Genomic DNA, 16,762 nt, shown 5'->3' on the forward strand with positions numbered 1-16,762 from the left:
CGGACTGTCGGTCCGTTGGATTCAGGCGCGTGCGAAGGCGAGTGTCTCGCCTCGGACTCCGTGTAACCACAAGGCATTGCAGGCCGAGGCCATCTCGGCCAGCCCTTCTTCGACGGTGGCGAAGACATTGCCTGGTACCCACCCCAGGTCACCATTGATCAGTAAATTGTTACGATCGTAGAAGAGTGCGAGGTCGGTAGCCCCGTGCGCATGCTCGGCCGCGGAGCCCGGCTCGTAGCCGTAGGCCGGATTGCCGATCTCCCACGGCTCGAAATCGAATAGGCACACATCGCCGGGGATCGGCGTGACTGTCGGATTCTCCCGATGCGGCGCCGCGCTGATTCGCGGGAGCAGGGTGTATACCTCGTTGCGAGCGTACTTGGCATGGAATGCGGCGCCGACCTGCGGTAGTGCGTCCCACACTGCCGCACAGGTACGGGGTGCTTCCGCGTCGAGCAGGCGGGCGCGACAGGTCACCTCGGCTTCGGTGAGAGTGATGGTGATATAGCGGGCCATGTGGACTGGCTTCCTGATCAGTGCTCGCCGGGGGAGCAGGGGTGGGTCGGGACACCGGCGGGGTCGCCGGATAACGACACCGGCGGGGTCGCCGGATATTACAACTCGGCCAGGACCTCGGACCAGATCGCGAGTGCGTCCTCGATCTGGGTCTCGGTTACGATCAGTGGCGGGATCATTCGCACTACGTTCATATGTGCGCCACAGGTCAGCAACAACAGTCCTTTGGCAACTGCGGCGTGCTGAGCGGCCGTGGCGGTGGCGGGATCCGGTTCGCCGGTAGCGGTGATGAATTCGGCGCCCGCGAGCAGTCCGAGGCCGCGGACGTCGCCGATCGCTTTGCCCGCGCTGTCCCGCAGACCGCTCAGTAGTTGCCTACCCCTGGCCGCGGCGTTGTCGACCAGCCCTTCGGACTCGATGACCTCGAGCGTGGCGACAGCTGCCGCGCACGATACCGCATTACCACCGTAGGTGCCGCCTTGGGATCCGGGCCACGCCCGTGCCATGAGTTCCCGCGATGCCGCTATACCTGAGAGCGGGAACCCGCTGGCCAGCCCTTTCGCGATGGTGATCACATCGGGCCGCACGCCGAAGTGCTGATGCCCGAAGAACTTTCCGGTGCGCCCGAAGCCGGTCTGGATCTCGTCGAAGACCAATAGAATGCCGTGACGATCCGCACGCTCGCGCAGGCCTTGGAAGAATTCGGTGTTCCCAGGGATGTAGCCGCCCTCGCCGAGTACCGGCTCTACGATGAATGCTGCCGTCTCGGCGGGGGAGGTGAGTGTGGCGAAGAGGTAGTCGAGTTCCCGGAGCGCGAAAGTGGTGGCCTCCTGCTCACTCCAGCCGTAACGGAAAGCAGTGGGGAAGGGGGCGACATGTACGCCCGACATGAGCGGGCTGAACCCGGCTGAGAACCGGGTGCCGGAGGTCGTCATGGTCGCGGCCGCGACGGTGCGGCCGTGGAAACCGCCGTGGAAGACGATGACGCTCGGCCGACCGGTAGCTTGGCGTACCAGCCGTAGCGCCGCCTCGATCGCCTCGCTGCCAGAGTTGGCGAAGAACAGGGTGTCCAGTCCCTCCGGGAGTACTGCGCCGAGCCGTTCGGTCAGCTTCAGCAATGGCTGGTGCAGCACGGTTGTGTACTGGCCGTGGATCAGCGAGGCGATCTGTGCCTGTGCTGCCTCGACCACTCGAGGGTGGCAGTGCCCGGTGCTGGTCACGCCGATCCCTGCGGTGAAATCCAGATAGCGGCGACCGTCGGTGTCGTAGAGATAACACCCTGCGCCGTGATCGACAGTCACCGGCGTGGCCTGTTTCAGAACGGGCGATAACTCGGTCATAGTGGTTCGCCTCCCGGGCAAGAGGGATGAGATGCCGACGCGATCGTTCGACGCGATTGCCTGACATGATCGCCTATTGTCGGATTGTTGACAATATGAATAACATGACCGCACAGATCGCAGCAATGGCCGATTGTTGCGCTGTGTGGAGAGGAGTCACCGCCGATGCTCGCCGATAGCACCCTGAGTACAGCCGAACGGACCGCGATCGGCACGGTGCCGCGCGGTTTGTTCATTGATGGTGAGTGGCGGGAGACCGCCCGAACATTCCCGGTTGTCGATCCGGCGACCGGTGTGCTGCTGTGCACGGTGGCCGACGCGGATCCGTCGGATGGACTTTCCGCCCTGGACGCAGCGTGTGCGGCGCAACCGATCTTGGCTCGTATGCCGCCGCGAGAGCGTGGCGATCTGCTCATGCGTGTGCATCGCGCATTGTTGGCCGAGACCGAGCGGCTCGGCCTGATCATGACCCTAGAGATGGGTAAACCACTCGATGAGGCTTGCCGTGAGATCGTCTATGCTGCGGAGTTCTTCCGTTGGTTCGCCGAGGAGGCTGTACGCATCGACGGTGGTTACATGCCCGCGCCGACCGGGGGCGCACGCTTTCTGGTGACCAAGCAGCCGGTCGGCCCGAGTTTACTTATCACGCCATGGAACTTTCCTATGGCAATGGGCGCACGTAAGATCGCGCCCGCGATTGCCGCCGGCTGCGCCTGCGTAGTGAAACCTGCTGAGCAGACCCCGCTGACCATGCTGGCGCTGGCCGAGGTAATGGCTGCGGCCGGGCTGCCCGCCGGGGCGGTCAACGTAGTCACGACCACCGACCCCGCGGCATTGATGACACCGCTGATCCGCGACGAGCGCTCGCGCAAACTGTCTTTCACTGGGTCGACCGAGGTCGGCAAGCTCCTGCTGGAGCAGTGCGCGCGGACAGTGATGCGAACTTCGATGGAACTCGGTGGTAATGCTCCGCTGGTGGTATTCGACGACGCCGATCTCGATGAAGCGGTAGCAGGTGCGCTCGAGGCGAAGATGCGCAATATCGGCCAGGCGTGCACCGCTGCCAACCGTTTCCTCGTCCAGCGCGGCATCGCCGAGATGTTCGCACAGCGGCTTGCCGCCCGGATGGCGGCCCTGCCGATGGGGCGGGGTACCGAGCCGGGCACGGTGGTCGGCCCGCTGATCGATGCGGACGCCGTCGCGAAGGTGCAGCACTTGGTCGATGACGCGCGTGCGCGCGGCGCCACTGTGCTCACCGGTGGCACCGCATCGGACGGCCCCGGCACCTTCTATCCCGCGACTGTTCTGGTGGATGTGCCCGATGACGCCGAGCTGCACCACACCGAGATCTTCGGTCCGGTCGCGGCGATCGGCGTTTTCGATACCGAGGACGAGGCGATCCGGCGAGCCAACGACACCCCGTATGGGTTGGTGAGCTACGTTTTCACCGAGAATCTCCGGCGTGGCCTGCGGGTGTGCGAGGCGATGGAGACCGGGATGGTGGGACTCAACCAGGGAGTGGTGTCCAATCCGGCCGCGCCGTTCGGTGGCGTCAAGGAATCCGGGCTCGGGCGTGAGGGCGGAACGACCGGTATCGACGAATTCTTGGAGATCAAATACATCGGAGTGCGACTGTGAAGGAGTTCCGGTGAGTGGATATCGCCTCGCCACTATTCCGGGTGACGGGATCGGAGTCGATGTCACCGCGCAGGCGGTACGTGTGCTCGATACCGTGCTCCCCGACTTGGCATGGACCGAATTCGATTGGTCTTGTGAGAACTACACGCGCACCGGGGCGATGATGCCGCCCGACGGCATCGAGCAGCTCGCGGGTTTCGACGCGATCCTGCTCGGCGCGGTCGGTTTTCCCGGAGTGCCCGACCATGTTTCGCTGTGGGGCCTGCTGATTCCGTTGCGCCGAGCTTTTGGTCAGTACGTCAACCTGCGTCCGGTACGCCTGCTGCCGGGGACGGAGTCGGCACTGCGCGGACGGACCGCGGTCGACTTGGATATTCTCATTGTGCGGGAGAACTCCGAGGGTGAGTATTCCCGGATCGGCGGTATACACAACGAGGGCCGTCCCGACGAATTCGTGCTCCAGGAATCGGTATTCACCCGTACTGGATGTGAGCGGATCATCCGCTACGCCTTCGAGCGGGCCGCCGAGCGGTCCGGGCGGCTGTGTTCGGCGACCAAGTCGAACGGGATCATCCACTCGATGCCATACTGGGACAGCGTCTTCGAACGCATCGCGGTCGAGTATCCGCAGGTACGGACCCGGCAGATGCATGTCGACGCGTTGGCTGCCGAGTTGGTGCTGAACCCGGACCGACTCGATGTGATCGTCGGCTCGAATCTGTTCGGCGACATCCTCTCCGATCTCGCCGCTGCGGTCACCGGCGGTCTCGGTCTGGCGCCATCGGGCAATATAGATCCTGAGCGCACCGGTCCTTCGATGTTCGAAGCTGTGCACGGCAGCGCCCCTGATATCGCGGGCCAGGGAATAGCGAATCCGGTCGCCGAGATTCTCGCAGGCGCGATGTTGCTGGAGCACCTCGGTGAGTCCGCTGCGGCCGCCGCGGTAGATCAGGCAGTCTGTGATGTGCTTGCCGCGGGTGAGGTCCGTACCCCGGATCTCGGCGGCGGCGCCACCACCGCCGAATTCGGCAGCGCTATCGCTGCCCGTGCTGCCGAACTCACCCGCCGCCCCACGACTGTCGACCCCGGTTGACCGACTGGGGTGTTCCAATCGCTCAGGAAATGAGCCAGATGGCTTCGGCGGCGGGATTGCCCAGGTCCGTGGACGTCTCGGTGGTGCCGATACGGACAGCGATGGTGCCCGCGAAATCGCGGCGTTCGACGACAGTGATGGCGGTGTCCAAGGCGATGCCGACGGAGTCGAAGTAGCGCAGCATATCCGGGTCAGCGTCGGAGATGCGGGCGACGCGGCCGGATTCGCCCGCAGTGAAACCACTCAGTTGCCTGGCGGGTGGGGTGGGCACCGCGCCGTCCACCGAGGGGATCGGGTCGCCGTGTGGATCTCGATCGGGATAGCCGAGTTTGGCGTCGATACGCGCCATCAACAATTCGGAGACCGCGTGCTCCAATATCTCGGCCTCGTCGTGTACCTCGTCCCAGCCGTAACCGAGTACGTTCACCAGGAAAGTCTCGATCAGCCGGTGCCTGCGCACCATCGCGACGGCGGCACGTCGCCCCTCGGATGTCAGTGTGATCGCGCCGTAACGCGCGTGCTCTACCAGCCCTTGGTCTGCCAGCTTGCGCACTGCTTCGGAGACGGTCGAGGCGGACACGCCGATCCGTTCCGCGACCAACTTGGTGGACACTCTGTCCTCGGACCACTCCTGCGCGGTCCAGATCACCTTCAGATAGTCCTGGGCGACCGAAGAGAGCACCGGCGCGATCGTCGCGGTGCTGCCTCGGGCTTCATCTGGCACAGCGGTGCCGACCAGCTCACGTCGTGTGGCTATGTCACGTTTACCGGGCACATACTCGAGCTTAAGCACAATAACGCTGATATACACATCCAGACGTTCCGCTCGCGCGAATTCACCTGCGAGTGGCGTGGTGCCGGCGGAACAGCAGGTCGGCGCCTGCGTCAGGGATGGCGCAAACGTTGCGGCGCAGCGGTCCACGGGGCCGATTCCTGTACCCGCCGCTATCAGAGCGGCTGAAGCGGCCCAGTACGGGAAGTGTTGTGCGGCATCAGCACGCCAGTGTACTGCTCGCTACCTGAAGTGCGTAGGCTGCGCACTGTGCAGAGATGGCGAAGCCTCGACGAAGTGCCCGCGGACTGGGGGCGCTGCGTCCTCACGATCGGTGTGTTCGACGGCGTGCACCGTGGCCACGCGCAGCTGATCAGCAGGGCCGTGAAGTCCGCGGCTGCCCGTGGTGTGCCCGCGGTGCTGATGACCTTCGACCCACACCCGATGGAAGTGGTCCGTCCCGGCTCGCATCCGGCGCAGTTGACTACGCTGCCTCGTCGCGCCGAGTTGGCCGAGGAATTGGGTGTCGACGTGTTCTGCGTCATACCCTTCACCCATGAATTCATGAAGCTGACCGCCGCGCGTTATGTCCACGATCTGTTGGTCGAGCGGTTGCACGTGGTCGAGGTGGTAGTCGGTGACAATTTCACCTTCGGAAAGAAGGCCGCGGGCACGGTCGAGACCATGCGTGAACTCGGCCGGCGCTTCGGCTTCGAAGTCGACGGGGTGACCCTGCTCGGTGAACACGCGGTGACTTTCTCCTCTACGTACATCCGCTCCTGCGTCGACGCAGGCGATATGACGGCCGCGGCAGAGGCACTCGGTCGCCCGCATCGGGTCGAGGGGGTGGTGGTGCACGGTGACGGTCGTGGCAAGCAACTCGGATTCCCTACCGCGAATATCGCTCCGCCGATACATGCCGCGATTCCAGCCGACGGTGTATACGCGGGCTGGTTCACCGTCCTCGGTCCTGGTCCCCGCATCGGTACCGTCACTCCGGGTGAGCGGGCGATGGCTGCCATCTCGGTCGGCACCAACCCGACCTTCTCCGGGCGCGCCCGCACGGTCGAGGCGTATGTGCTCGACAGTGAGGCCGATCTTTATGGCCAGCACGTCGCGGTCGATTTCGTGGAGCATGTACGCGGTCAACGCAAGTTCCATTCGGTGGACGAGCTCATCGAAACCATGGGCCGTGATGTGAGTACCGCACGCAAGATCCTGACCGCCGCGGGCGAACGGTGAGTGTCGAGAGCTCGTGCGAGCAGGCCGCCGCATCAGGTGGCGTCCGCACCCAGCATGCCCGATCGACCGGTCCGGTCGACGCGCGGTACGGCCTGATCGACCGGGCCGGTCAAGGACATCCGTTGTGATTTCGGCAGGAGTATCAGGTCCGGTATGGTGGATCCTCGGGTCTGCTGCGGTCCGCGGTGGCGCCCACGCCGGGCAACCGGACATTCGCGCGCGGAACTGAGAAACAGGAGTGGACGCCCCATGGCACTGACCACTGAACAGAAGTCGGCGATTCTGGCCGAATACGGTCTGCACGAGAAGGACACCGGGTCGCCGGAGGCGCAGATCGCGCTGCTGTCCAAGCGGATCGCCGATATCACCGAGCATTTGAAGAAGCACAAGCACGACCATCACACCCGCCACGGTCTGATGGCGCTGATCGGTCGCCGTAAGCGGCTGTCGAAGTACCTGCAGGACAAGGACATCAACCGCTACCGCTCCCTGATCGAGCGCCTCGGTCTTCGACGATGATCGGTTTCGCTTCGCCGTGCCGGCGGCGCCGCGTAGGCGTTGCTGTGTGACTGCTCGCGTTAGCGCGGGCGAGATCGGTTGGGTGCGCTCGGCGGTGAGCTCGCTGTCGACGAAGTCGGGCCCACCGCGTGTCGCAGTGGCTGTCCGAGCGACGGAGGTCCACCGGATCTCGGTGAACCGAGGCAGCGGGCAGCTCGGCCAACGAGGAGACGTACAATCTCCTCGTTGGCTATTCGTGCGTCAGGGGAGGGATCTTTCCCGCAGCACGACAACAGTGCACAGCCGTATGCACCCGACCGCGTGGCGTCGGTCTTCGGTAGTGGCCTTTCGACAGCGACTTCGCGTCGTCGGGCTTCGATCGATGACCGCCTCCGCGTCGCCGTTTCCAAGGGGATCCGGCCGGGTGTGCACGTGTGGGCCGGGAAGGCTACCGCGTGCCCGTGCCCGGTGCGGCTGACGACAGCCGGATCGCGCCTGCCCGACAGGCGCTCGAGTCGGCGAAGACGAGAGGTTGAGAGAGAAGAGATGACCGAAACAACCGAACGCAAGACCTCGGCGATCGAGGTCGAACCCGGTGTTTTCGAATCCGTCGCATTGATCGACAACGGCAGCTTCGGTACCCGCGTCGTCCGGTTCGAGACCGGACGGCTGGCCCGGCAGGCCGCGGGCTCGGTCGCCGCCTATCTGGACGACGAGACCATGCTGCTTTCGGCCACCGCCGCGGGTAAGCAGCCCAAGGACCAGTTCGACTTCTTCCCGCTGACGGTGGACGTCGAGGAACGGATGTACGCCGCGGGACGTATCCCCGGATCGTTCTTCCGCCGTGAAGGCCGCCCTACTACCGACGCGATTCTGACCTGTCGGCTGATCGACCGTCCGCTGCGTCCGTCGTTCGTCGACGGACTGCGCAACGAGATCCAGGTCGTGGTCACCGTGTTGAGCCTGGATCCGAAGGATCTCTACGACGTGGTGGCGATCAATGCCGCGTCCGCGTCCACCCAGATTGCGGGTCTGCCCTTCTCCGGTCCGGTCGGCGGGGTGCGTGTCGCATTGATCTCCGGTCAATGGGTGGCGTTCCCGACTATCGAGCAGCTGGAAGACGCCGTGTTCGACATGGTCGTCGCGGGCCGTGTGGTCGAATCCGGCGATGTGGCCATCATGATGGTCGAGGCCGAGGCAACCGAGAATGTCATCGCGTTGGTCGAGGGGGGCGCGCAAGCGCCGACGGAGGCGATCGTGGCCGAGGGCCTGGAGGCCGCCAAGCCGTTCATCGCCCGCCTGTGCCGCGCGCAACATGACCTCGCCGAGCTGGCCGCCAAGCCCACCGAGGAGTTCCCGCTCTTCCCGCCGTATGGCCAGGATGTGTACGAGGCGGTCGAAGGCACCGCCGAACGTGAACTGGGTGAGGCGTTGAGCATCGCGGGCAAGCAGGAGCGCGAGGAGAAGATCGACGAGATCAAGCTCGCTGTACTCGATCGTCTCGGTGACGATTTCGCCGGGCGTGAGAAGGAGCTGGGCGCGGCGTTCCGCTCGGTCACCAAGAAGCTGGTGCGCCGGCGCATCCTGTCCGATGGTTTCCGGATCGATGGCCGTGGTCTGGCGGATATCCGTGCGCTTTCGGCCGAGGTCGCGGTAGTGCCGCGCGCGCACGGCTCGGCGCTGTTCGAGCGCGGTGAGACTCAGATCCTCGGTGTCACCACACTGGACATGGTGAAGATGGCGCAGCAGGTCGACTCGCTCGGCCCGGAGACCAGCAAGCGCTACATGCACCACTACAACTTCCCGCCGTTCTCTACTGGTGAGACCGGCCGGGTCGGTTCGCCCAAGCGTCGCGAGATCGGTCACGGTGCGCTGGCAGAGCGGGCGCTGGTTCCGGTGCTGCCCAGCCAGGAAGACTTCCCTTACGCTATCCGCCAGGTGTCCGAGGCTCTCGGCTCGAACGGTTCCACATCGATGGGTTCGGTGTGTGCCTCCACTCTGTCGCTGCTGAATGCCGGAGTGCCACTGAAGGCGCCGGTCGCCGGTATCGCCATGGGGCTGGTGTCGGACACCATCACCAATGACAAGGGCGAGGACGAGGTCCGCTATGTCGCGCTGACCGACATCCTCGGCGCCGAGGATGCCTTCGGCGATATGGACTTCAAGGTCGCGGGCACCCGCGAGTTCGTCACCGCGCTGCAGTTGGACACCAAGCTGGACGGCATCCCCTCGCAGGTGCTGGCCGGTGCGTTGAGCCAGGCGCGCGACGCGCGCACCACCATCCTGGATGTAATGGCCGAGGCCATCGCGACCCCGGACGAGATGAGCCCATACGCGCCGCGCGTCACCGCGATCAAGATCCCGGTCGACAAGATCGGCGAAGTGATCGGACCCAAGGGTAAGGTGATCAACCAGATCACCGAGGACACCGGCGCCAACATTTCGATCGAGGACGACGGCACCGTCTTCGTCGGCGCGACCGACGGTCCTTCGGCCCAGGCCGCGATCGATGCGATCAACGCTATCGCCAACCCGCAGCTGCCGAAAGTCGGCGAGCGCTTCCTCGGCACGGTGGTCAAGACCACCGCCTTCGGAGCCTTCGTCTCGTTGCTGCCGGGTCGCGACGGTTTGGTGCACATTTCCAAGCTCGGCAACGGCAAGCGCGTGGCGAAGGTCGAGGATGTGGTCAACGTCGGTGACAAGTTGCGGGTGGAGATCGCCGATATCGACAACCGCGGCAAGATCTCGCTGGTGCCGGTCGACGAGAACGCCGAAGAGCCCGGTGCTGATTCGGTCGACGCGGTCGACACTGCCGATGCCGGCTCGGCCGGGACCGAGTAGTACCTGTCTCGGTGACGAAGAAAACGACGACAACCTCTCTGCTCGGCATTGGGCAGGGGGGTTCGTCACTCGAGCTGAGCACAGACACCGACAGCGGAGTGCGGCGCACCGTGTTGCCTGGCGGATTGCGCGTGGTTACCGAGCAGTTGCCTGGGGTCAGGTCGGCATCGATCGGCATCTGGGTGGGAGTCGGTTCGCGTGACGAGGGGCCGACTGTCGCGGGTGCCGCGCATTTTCTGGAGCATCTGCTGTTCAAGGCGACCTCGACGCGGTCGGCACGCGATATCGCCGAGGCTATGGACGCCGTCGGTGGCGAGCTCAACGCGTTCACTGCCAAGGAGCAGACCTGCTACTACGCGCATGTTCTCGACGAGGATCTGCCGCTGGCCGTCGATATGGTTTCCGACGTAGTGCTCAACGGCCTGTGTCGGTCCTCGGATGTCGACGTGGAGCGGCAAGTAGTGTTGGAGGAGATCGCCATGCGCGACGACGACCCCGAGGATCTGGTCGGCGACGCGTTCTTGACCGCGTTGTTCGGCGATCACCCGATTGGGCGACCAGTGATCGGCTCTGCCGATTCGATCGAGGCCATGAGGGCTAGCCAGTTGCGGTCGTTCCATGTGCGGCGCTACCGCCCGGACCGGATGGTCGTCGCAGTCGCGGGCAATGTGGAGCACGATCACACTGTGGAATTGGTGCACCGCGCTTTCGCCGACCGGCTGGACCCCGTCGGGACACCCGCGCGGCGTCGCGAGGGCCGGTTCCGCCCGCGGGCCGCGCCGGTGCTGCACTGGAGCCACCGTGACAGCGAACAGGCGCACCTGGTCTTCGGGGTGCGGGCTTTCGGTCGGCACGAGGGGCAGCAGCGCTGGCCGCTGTCGGTGCTCAACACGGTGATCGGCGGCGGGTTGAGTTCACGTCTGTTCCAACGTATCCGAGAAGAGCGCGGACTGGCCTATTCTGTGTATTCCGGTGTCGATACTTTCGCAGATACTGGTGCATTCTCGGTGTACATCGGCTGTCAGCCGGAAAACCTCGGTACAGTGGCGGCACTTGCGCGCGGCGTGCTGGAGGAGGTGGCCGCGGATGGCATCAGTGTGACCGAATGCACCCGGGCCAAAGGTTCGTTGCGCGGTGGTTTGGTGCTGGGCCTGGAGGATTCCGCTTCGCGAATGAACCGGCTCGGCCGGAGCGAACTCAGCTACGGTAACCACCGCAGCGTCTCGGAGACCTTGGCGCGCATCGACGCCGTCACCACTGACGAAGTAGTAGAAGTCGCGCGTACATTGCTGGCGCGGCCCTTCGCCGCATCGGTTACCGGGCCGTACAAACGCACTCGTGAGCTGCCCGCTGCCGTCCGGCGGCTGGTGCTGAGCTGATTGTCGCTCCACATCGACAAGGGTGCTCGGATAACCGCCGAGGGTGCCTTCGCCCGGCCAGGAGGCTCCCTGTGGCCGGAACAATCGTCGAGATCAGTCCGGATAACAGGACCAGCCCGGATAACGGCGATTGGCTTTTCCGGCCGAGTGTCGGCTAATGTTCTATGTCGCGTCGAGGACAGCATCACGGTGCGAATGCGGATGTAGCGCAGCTGGTAGCGCATCACCTTGCCAAGGTGAGGGTCGCGGGTTCGAATCCCGTCATCCGCTCCACAATCGGCTAGAGCCCCGCAATCGGTTGGATCACAGGTACAGATCGTGAAACCGCTCCTCGCTCGGCACGGCTGGACCTCGGTCCTGCGGCTGCTGTCCAGCCCAGTTCATCGGTCCATTCCGTGGTGTGGTGCGAAGCGAGGCCGAGTACGAATACCTACTGCGGTAGGCATGGTACTTTCGGCACGGTAACGTGGGCGGAATGAAAATCCGCGGTGCGGTCCTGGAGCGGATCGCGGCACAGGCGCCGTACGCCGAATCGATGCCGATTACGGTGTGTGACTTGGATCTGTGTGACCCCGGACCGGGGGAGTTGCTGGTTCGGATCGAAGCGGCGGGACTATGCCATTCCGATCTGTCCGTTGTGGATGGCAACCGAGTGCGCCCGGTGCCGATGCTGCTGGGACACGAAGCGGCGGGGCGGGTCGAGGGGGTCGGCCCCTGTGCGGGCGATATCGCGGTCGGGCAGCGTGTCGTGATGACTTTCCTGCCCCGTTGTGGCGAATGCGTGGGCTGTGCGGCGGGGGGCCGCACGCCCTGTGTGCCCGGTAGCATCGCCAACAATGCGGGCGAACTGCTCGGTGGGGGAAGGCGATTGCTCCGCGACGGCACCGAAATACACCACCATCTGGGCGTGTCCGCTTTCGCCACGTATGCGGTGGTGGATCGCAGATCGGTGGTCCCGATCGACGACGGTGTGCCTCCCGAGATCGCGGCTGTGCTCGGCTGCGCGGTATTGACCGGCGGTGGCGCCCTGTTGAATTCAGCGAAGCCGGGCGCCGGGGATCGGATCATGGTCATCGGTCTCGGTGGTGTCGGCATGGCGGCGGTCCTGGTCGCGGTCTCGCTCGCAGTGGCGGGCCACGAGGTCATCGCCGTCGATACCGTGCCCGACAAGCTGACCCTCGCAAGGGAACTGGGTGCCGACACGGTGTACACGCCTTCCGAGATCGCCGAGCTCGGCGTACAGGCCGACGTGGTGGTCGAAGCCGCGGGCAACATTCGCGCCTTCGAGACCGCGATCGCCGCGACCGCGCCCGGCGGTACTACGGTCACCGTCGGATTGCCCGCACCCGATGCCATGGCAAGTATCTCGCCATTGGCGTTGGTCGCGCAGGGTCGTTCGATCGTCGGCAGCTACCTCGGTTCCGCTGTGCCTACCCGCGATATTCCCGAATATGTCCGTATGTGGCGGTCGGGACGGTTGCCAGTGGAGCGGCTTGTTTCGGGGCATGTCGGTCTCGATGAGATCAACCGTGCCATGGACGAACTCGCCGCAGGACATGCCCTGCGACAGATGATCGTCTTCGACTGACGAGGCCGACTCGCTAGGTCGTTCTCGCGAATTATCGACGGTAGTCGAATGGTGGCCGAAGAGCGCTCTGGCGCCGCCGAAACACTCCACTCGCCCCAAGAGTGAAGTAGTCGGTCAGCTGCGCTCGACCAGGTGCGGGCGGTGGACGGATCTCGGCCGGCAGCGCCTACTAGGCTGATTGCGACCGAAACGGAACGAGGAGATGCGGTGACTATTCGGGTCGGAGTGCTCGGAGCGCGTGGCAAAGTCGGGCAGGCCATCTGTGCGGCAGTGACCGCCGCGGACGACCTGGAGTTGGTCGCGCAGGTCGACAAGGACGATTCACTCGACCTGTTCACTGCGGCGAACACTCAGGTGGTTGTCGACTTCACCCACCCTGACGTGGTGATGGGCAATCTGCGGTTCCTGGTGGAGCGTGGCATTCACGCGGTAGTGGGTACCACCGGATTCGATGAGGACCGCCTGGCACAGGTGCGGGATTGGCTGGCGGGACGTCAGGAAGTCGGCGTGCTGATCGCCCCCAACTTCGCTATCGGAGCGGTGCTGTCGATGCGTTTCGCTGAGCAGGCCGCCCGGTTCTTCGAGTCGGTCGAAGTTATCGAGCTGCATCATCCGAACAAAGCGGATGCGCCATCCGGTACCGCTTACCGAACTGCGGGTCTGATCGCCGCGGCCAGAGACAAGGCGGGGCTGCGTGACAGTCCTGACGCGACGACCACTGAGCTGGCGGGTGCCCGTGGCGCCGACGTGGATGGGGTGCGAGTGCATTCGGTGCGGCTGGCCGGACTGGTCGCGCACCAGGAAGTGATGTTCGGCACCCATGGTGAGACTTTCACTATCCGACACGATTCGATCGACCGTTCCTCTTTCGCTCCCGGTGTACTGCTCGGCGTACGTGAGATCGCGAACCGTCCTGGTCTCACTATCGGCCTCGACCCGTTCCTCGACCTGTGAGTGAGTCTGGACGACCTGTGAGCGAGTCCGAACCGGTCGATTCGAACGGTGGCGCGCGAGTCGTCAAGGTCGTCGCGATGCTCGCGACGCTCCTCGTGGTACTTTGCTGCTACTTCGTACTACTCGGCCGCGTCGCGTTCATCCTGATGGGATCTGGTGAGGTGACGGGAATCCTCATCGGCGCAGGTGTGTTGATCCTGCCATTCCTCGGGGTCTGGATCATCGTGACCACCGTCCGCGCGGCACTGGCGCATCAGCGTCTAGCGCGGCGCATTCATGACGAAGGCCTCGAACTCGACATCGCGCAGTTGCCGCGCCGCCGGTCCGGCCGCATCGAACGCGCGGCTGCCGACGAACTATTCGCCGTCGTCGAGGCCGAGTGGAAGGCCGATCCGGACAACTGGCGCGTGTCCTACCGCCTCGCTCGCGCCTACGACTACGCAGGAGATCGGGCCAGAGCCCGTGAGACCATGCGTCGCGCGGTCGCGCTGGAACGGCACGAGCGCGACAACACCTGACCAACCGCGTGGTCCGGACAGCCGATACTATCGCACCGTGGCACGGTTGCTACTCATCCATCACACCCCCTCCCCGTATACACAGGCGATGTTCGAAGCCGTTGTCTCCGGGGCCAACGCCCCCGAGGTCGGAGGTGTGGAGGTCGTGCGCTGCGCCGCACTGGCCGTCACCGCGTCCGACGTGCTGGCCGCCGACGGGTACCTGCTGGGGAGCCCGGTGAATCTGGGATATATGAGCGGTGCGCTCAAGCACGCCTTCGACACGTTCTATTACCCCTGCCTCGATTCGACACGCGGTCGCCCATTCGGCCTCTACCTGCACGGAAACGAGGGCACCGAGGGAGCGGAGCGGAGTGTCACCTCCATCACGACCGGGCTGGGGTGGGTGCAGGCCGCTGGTTACGTGGTGGTGTCGGGCAAGCCGGTCGCAAGTGACCTCGAAGCGTGCTGGGAGCTAGGGGCCACGGTGGCCGCGCAACTGATGGCGGAGTGAGCTGGCAACCGATGATGCGGAACTGCCACTGATCTAGCCACGATCGAGCGACCTGTCGATGCTTGGTCAGGGTGAGTCTGGCGCATAGTGTCGGCACTATCCAGTCGCGGCAAGGCTGTCGGTGCGTTGTGACATGGTTCGGGCATGCGGAAGATGGGTGTGGCGGCTGCGCGGCGAACAGCTTTGGCGGCGCAGGGTTTCGGGGCACGCAGGCCGACGCGGGTGACGCGGCGATCGGTGCTCGGGGTACTGGACAGAACTCAACTGTTACAACTGGATTCGGTGTCGGCGGTAGTTCGGGCACACTACGTGCCGATATTCAGTCGGATCGGATCCTACGATCGCGCCGCGCTCGACCAGGCCGCGTGGCGCGATGGAGCGCGGCGCTCGCGTGTGCTGGTGGAGTACTGGGCGCATGAGGCCGCGCTTATCCCGGTCGAGGACTGGCCGTTGCTGCGTTGGCGCATGCGGGAGTACGAGCATGGGCGTTGGCCCGGTATGCGCACGGTGCTGGAGCGTAATCCGACTTTGGGTAAGGACATCCTCGATGTGATCACCGAGGTGGGAGCGGCTACCGCTGGTGCGGTGGAGCGTCATCTGGAGCTGGACAAGCCTCGGCGGGGGGGCTCTTGGTGGAATCTCAGCGACACGAAGCTGATCTGCGAGCAGCTCTTCGCCGCCGGGGTGTTGTCTGTGGCCACGCGAGTCGGGTTCGCCAGGCACTACGACTTGGCGGAGCGGGTGATCCCACCGGAGGTGCTTGCGCGCGCCGTTCCCGAGCAGGAGGCGATACGTGAGCTGGTGCTCCGGGCTGCCACAGCGCACGGTATCGCCACGGAGGCCGATCTGCGCGACTACTACCGCTTGCGACGCTCTCAGACCGAGCCGGCCATCGCTGATCTGGTGGACGCGGGGGAGCTCATTCCGGTGGCGGTGGCGGGCTGGGCGAAGCCGGCCTACCTGCGGGCAGGCGCGACCACGCCGCGTCGCGTCGAAGGCGCCGCGCTGCTGTGCCCATTCGATCCGCTGATCTTCTTCCGGGCGCGCACGGAGCGGATTTTCGATTTCCACTACCGCATCGAGATCTATACTCCGGAGCACAAACGGGTACACGGCTACTACGTCTTTCCGCTTCTGCTCGATGGCGAACTCGTCGGACGCGCCGATCTGCGTGCGGACCGGACGACCGGCCGGTTGTCGGTACCTGCCGCGTTCGCCGAACCAGGCCACGACACCCCGGCCACCGCGGCCGCGCTCATCGGCGCGCTACGCGAACTGGCCGATTGGCTCGAACTCGATGACGTGGTGGTCGGCGACCGTGGCAACCTCGCCGCGTTGCTGTAGCACGGTGGCCTCAAATGTCTCGTTTCGGCCCAGGCCCGCGCATCTGGTCCCGTAGCGCACCGTACACAGCACTGGACAGCCAGGAGTTCAGCGACTGACCGCTCTGCGCGGCAGCCTCTTCCGCGCGGGCCTTCATCTGCTCGACCAGCCGGAGCGTGACTCGGCTGATGTCTCCAGTCATTTCCTCGACCGTCGGGGGTTCCTCGGTCGATGTGTGTTTGCGTACATCGACCGAGGCATCGGTGCCGTCGACCGATACATGTACGGTGCGATCACCGAGCGTCGAGCTGATCTCCGCGGCCAGATCGGATAGCGCGGCGAGCAGCACCAACCGGGCCGGTCCTTCCGTCGCTGTGGCCAGAGCCGCTGCTGTGGCCTGGGTTTTTTCATCGCCGATCGCTGCGGCGGCGATCAGACTCTCCTGTAGCCGAGTGGTGTAGCGGGTCAAATCCATGACACCATTGTGATGTCATCGTTGACGTCGTGCAAGGCGTGGTCGCGATGTCATAATGGAGTCGCGATTGGGGAAATATGCCAGTTGCGATC

Annotated in this window: 16 protein-coding genes and 1 tRNA gene; 13 read left to right on the top strand and 4 right to left on the bottom strand. The window is 64.8% G+C overall.

What is annotated here, in order from left to right; all coding sequences use genetic code 11:
- Positions 1-21: 21 nt before the first annotated feature.
- Entirely contained in the window at positions 22-516 is a 495-nt protein-coding gene (locus ACX4ZE_RS03890; RefSeq protein ID WP_480271872.1) for a DUF3830 family protein, read from the bottom strand.
- A 98-nt stretch (positions 517-614) separates the two neighbouring features.
- The gene (locus ACX4ZE_RS03895; RefSeq protein WP_480271873.1) at positions 615-1,856 is read right to left on the bottom strand and encodes an aspartate aminotransferase family protein; all 1,242 of its coding nucleotides are present in this window, start codon (positions 1,854-1,856) and stop codon (positions 615-617) included.
- A 165-nt stretch (positions 1,857-2,021) separates the two neighbouring features.
- Here ACX4ZE_RS03895 and ACX4ZE_RS03900 point away from each other — a divergent pair, with 165 nt between their 5' ends.
- Both ACX4ZE_RS03900 and ACX4ZE_RS03905 read left to right on the top strand, forming a co-directional pair.
- A complete protein-coding gene (locus ACX4ZE_RS03900) occupies positions 2,022-3,494 on the top strand; it encodes an NAD-dependent succinate-semialdehyde dehydrogenase (protein WP_480271874.1) in 1,473 nt (490 codons plus the stop codon).
- 10 nt (positions 3,495-3,504) lie between these two features.
- Positions 3,505-4,587 carry a tartrate dehydrogenase gene (locus tag ACX4ZE_RS03905; RefSeq protein WP_480271875.1) on the top strand — a complete coding sequence of 361 codons (1,083 nt, stop codon included), beginning with the start codon at positions 3,505-3,507 and terminating at the stop codon, positions 4,585-4,587.
- A gap of 22 nt (positions 4,588-4,609) precedes the next feature.
- Here ACX4ZE_RS03905 and ACX4ZE_RS03910 read toward each other — a convergent pair whose 3' ends face one another.
- The gene (locus ACX4ZE_RS03910) at positions 4,610-5,278 is read right to left on the bottom strand and encodes a metal-dependent transcriptional regulator (RefSeq protein WP_480271961.1); all 669 of its coding nucleotides are present in this window, start codon (positions 5,276-5,278) and stop codon (positions 4,610-4,612) included.
- Between the two features lie 351 nt (positions 5,279-5,629).
- Here ACX4ZE_RS03910 and ACX4ZE_RS03915 point away from each other — a divergent pair, with 351 nt between their 5' ends.
- The 11 genes from ACX4ZE_RS03915 to ACX4ZE_RS03965 all read left to right on the top strand — a co-directional run bounded on the left by ACX4ZE_RS03915 (position 5,630) and on the right by ACX4ZE_RS03965 (position 16,216).
- Positions 5,630-6,601 carry a bifunctional riboflavin kinase/FAD synthetase gene (locus ACX4ZE_RS03915; RefSeq protein ID WP_480271876.1) on the top strand — a complete coding sequence of 324 codons (972 nt, stop codon included), beginning with the start codon at positions 5,630-5,632 and terminating at the stop codon, positions 6,599-6,601.
- Positions 6,598-6,729, top strand: coding sequence for a hypothetical protein (locus ACX4ZE_RS03920; protein ID WP_480271877.1), 132 nt, complete (start codon positions 6,598-6,600; stop codon positions 6,727-6,729). Before ACX4ZE_RS03915 ends, ACX4ZE_RS03920 begins: the two co-directional genes overlap by 4 nt.
- 121 nt (positions 6,730-6,850) lie before the next feature.
- On the top strand, positions 6,851-7,120 hold the full coding sequence (gene rpsO / locus ACX4ZE_RS03925) for a 30S ribosomal protein S15 (protein WP_063021162.1): 270 nt from the start codon (positions 6,851-6,853) through the stop codon (positions 7,118-7,120).
- A 525-nt stretch (positions 7,121-7,645) separates the two neighbouring features.
- Positions 7,646-9,940, top strand: a complete 2,295-nt coding sequence (locus tag ACX4ZE_RS03930; protein ID WP_480271878.1) for a polyribonucleotide nucleotidyltransferase — start codon at positions 7,646-7,648, stop codon at positions 9,938-9,940.
- 47 nt (positions 9,941-9,987) lie between these two features.
- Entirely contained in the window at positions 9,988-11,319 is a 1,332-nt protein-coding gene (locus tag ACX4ZE_RS03935) for a M16 family metallopeptidase (protein WP_480271962.1), read from the top strand.
- Positions 11,320-11,516: 197 nt separating this feature from the next.
- A tRNA-Gly gene (locus tag ACX4ZE_RS03940) sits at positions 11,517-11,592 on the top strand.
- A 202-nt stretch (positions 11,593-11,794) separates the two neighbouring features.
- Complete coding sequence (locus ACX4ZE_RS03945) at positions 11,795-12,907, top strand: alcohol dehydrogenase catalytic domain-containing protein (RefSeq protein WP_480271879.1); 1,113 nt, start codon at positions 11,795-11,797, stop codon at positions 12,905-12,907.
- Positions 12,908-13,114: 207 nt separating this feature from the next.
- Complete coding sequence (gene dapB, locus ACX4ZE_RS03950) at positions 13,115-13,861, top strand: 4-hydroxy-tetrahydrodipicolinate reductase (RefSeq protein ID WP_480271880.1); 747 nt, start codon at positions 13,115-13,117, stop codon at positions 13,859-13,861.
- A gap of 77 nt (positions 13,862-13,938) precedes the next feature.
- The gene (locus ACX4ZE_RS03955; protein ID WP_480271963.1) at positions 13,939-14,379 is read left to right on the top strand and encodes a hypothetical protein; all 441 of its coding nucleotides are present in this window, start codon (positions 13,939-13,941) and stop codon (positions 14,377-14,379) included.
- Positions 14,380-14,467: 88 nt separating this feature from the next.
- Entirely contained in the window at positions 14,468-14,872 is a 405-nt protein-coding gene (locus ACX4ZE_RS03960; RefSeq protein WP_480271964.1) for a flavodoxin family protein, read from the top strand.
- A 144-nt stretch (positions 14,873-15,016) separates the two neighbouring features.
- Positions 15,017-16,216 (top strand): winged helix-turn-helix domain-containing protein, encoded by a 1,200-nt coding sequence (locus ACX4ZE_RS03965; RefSeq protein WP_480271881.1) that lies wholly within the window; start codon positions 15,017-15,019, stop codon positions 16,214-16,216.
- Positions 16,217-16,226: 10 nt separating this feature from the next.
- On the opposite strand, the gene ACX4ZE_RS03970 is transcribed toward ACX4ZE_RS03965, so the two are convergent.
- Entirely contained in the window at positions 16,227-16,670 is a 444-nt protein-coding gene (locus ACX4ZE_RS03970; protein ID WP_480271882.1) for a hypothetical protein, read from the bottom strand.
- Positions 16,671-16,762: the final 92 nt, after the last annotated feature.

Source organism: Nocardia sp. TBRC8007 (genome assembly GCF_056629435.1).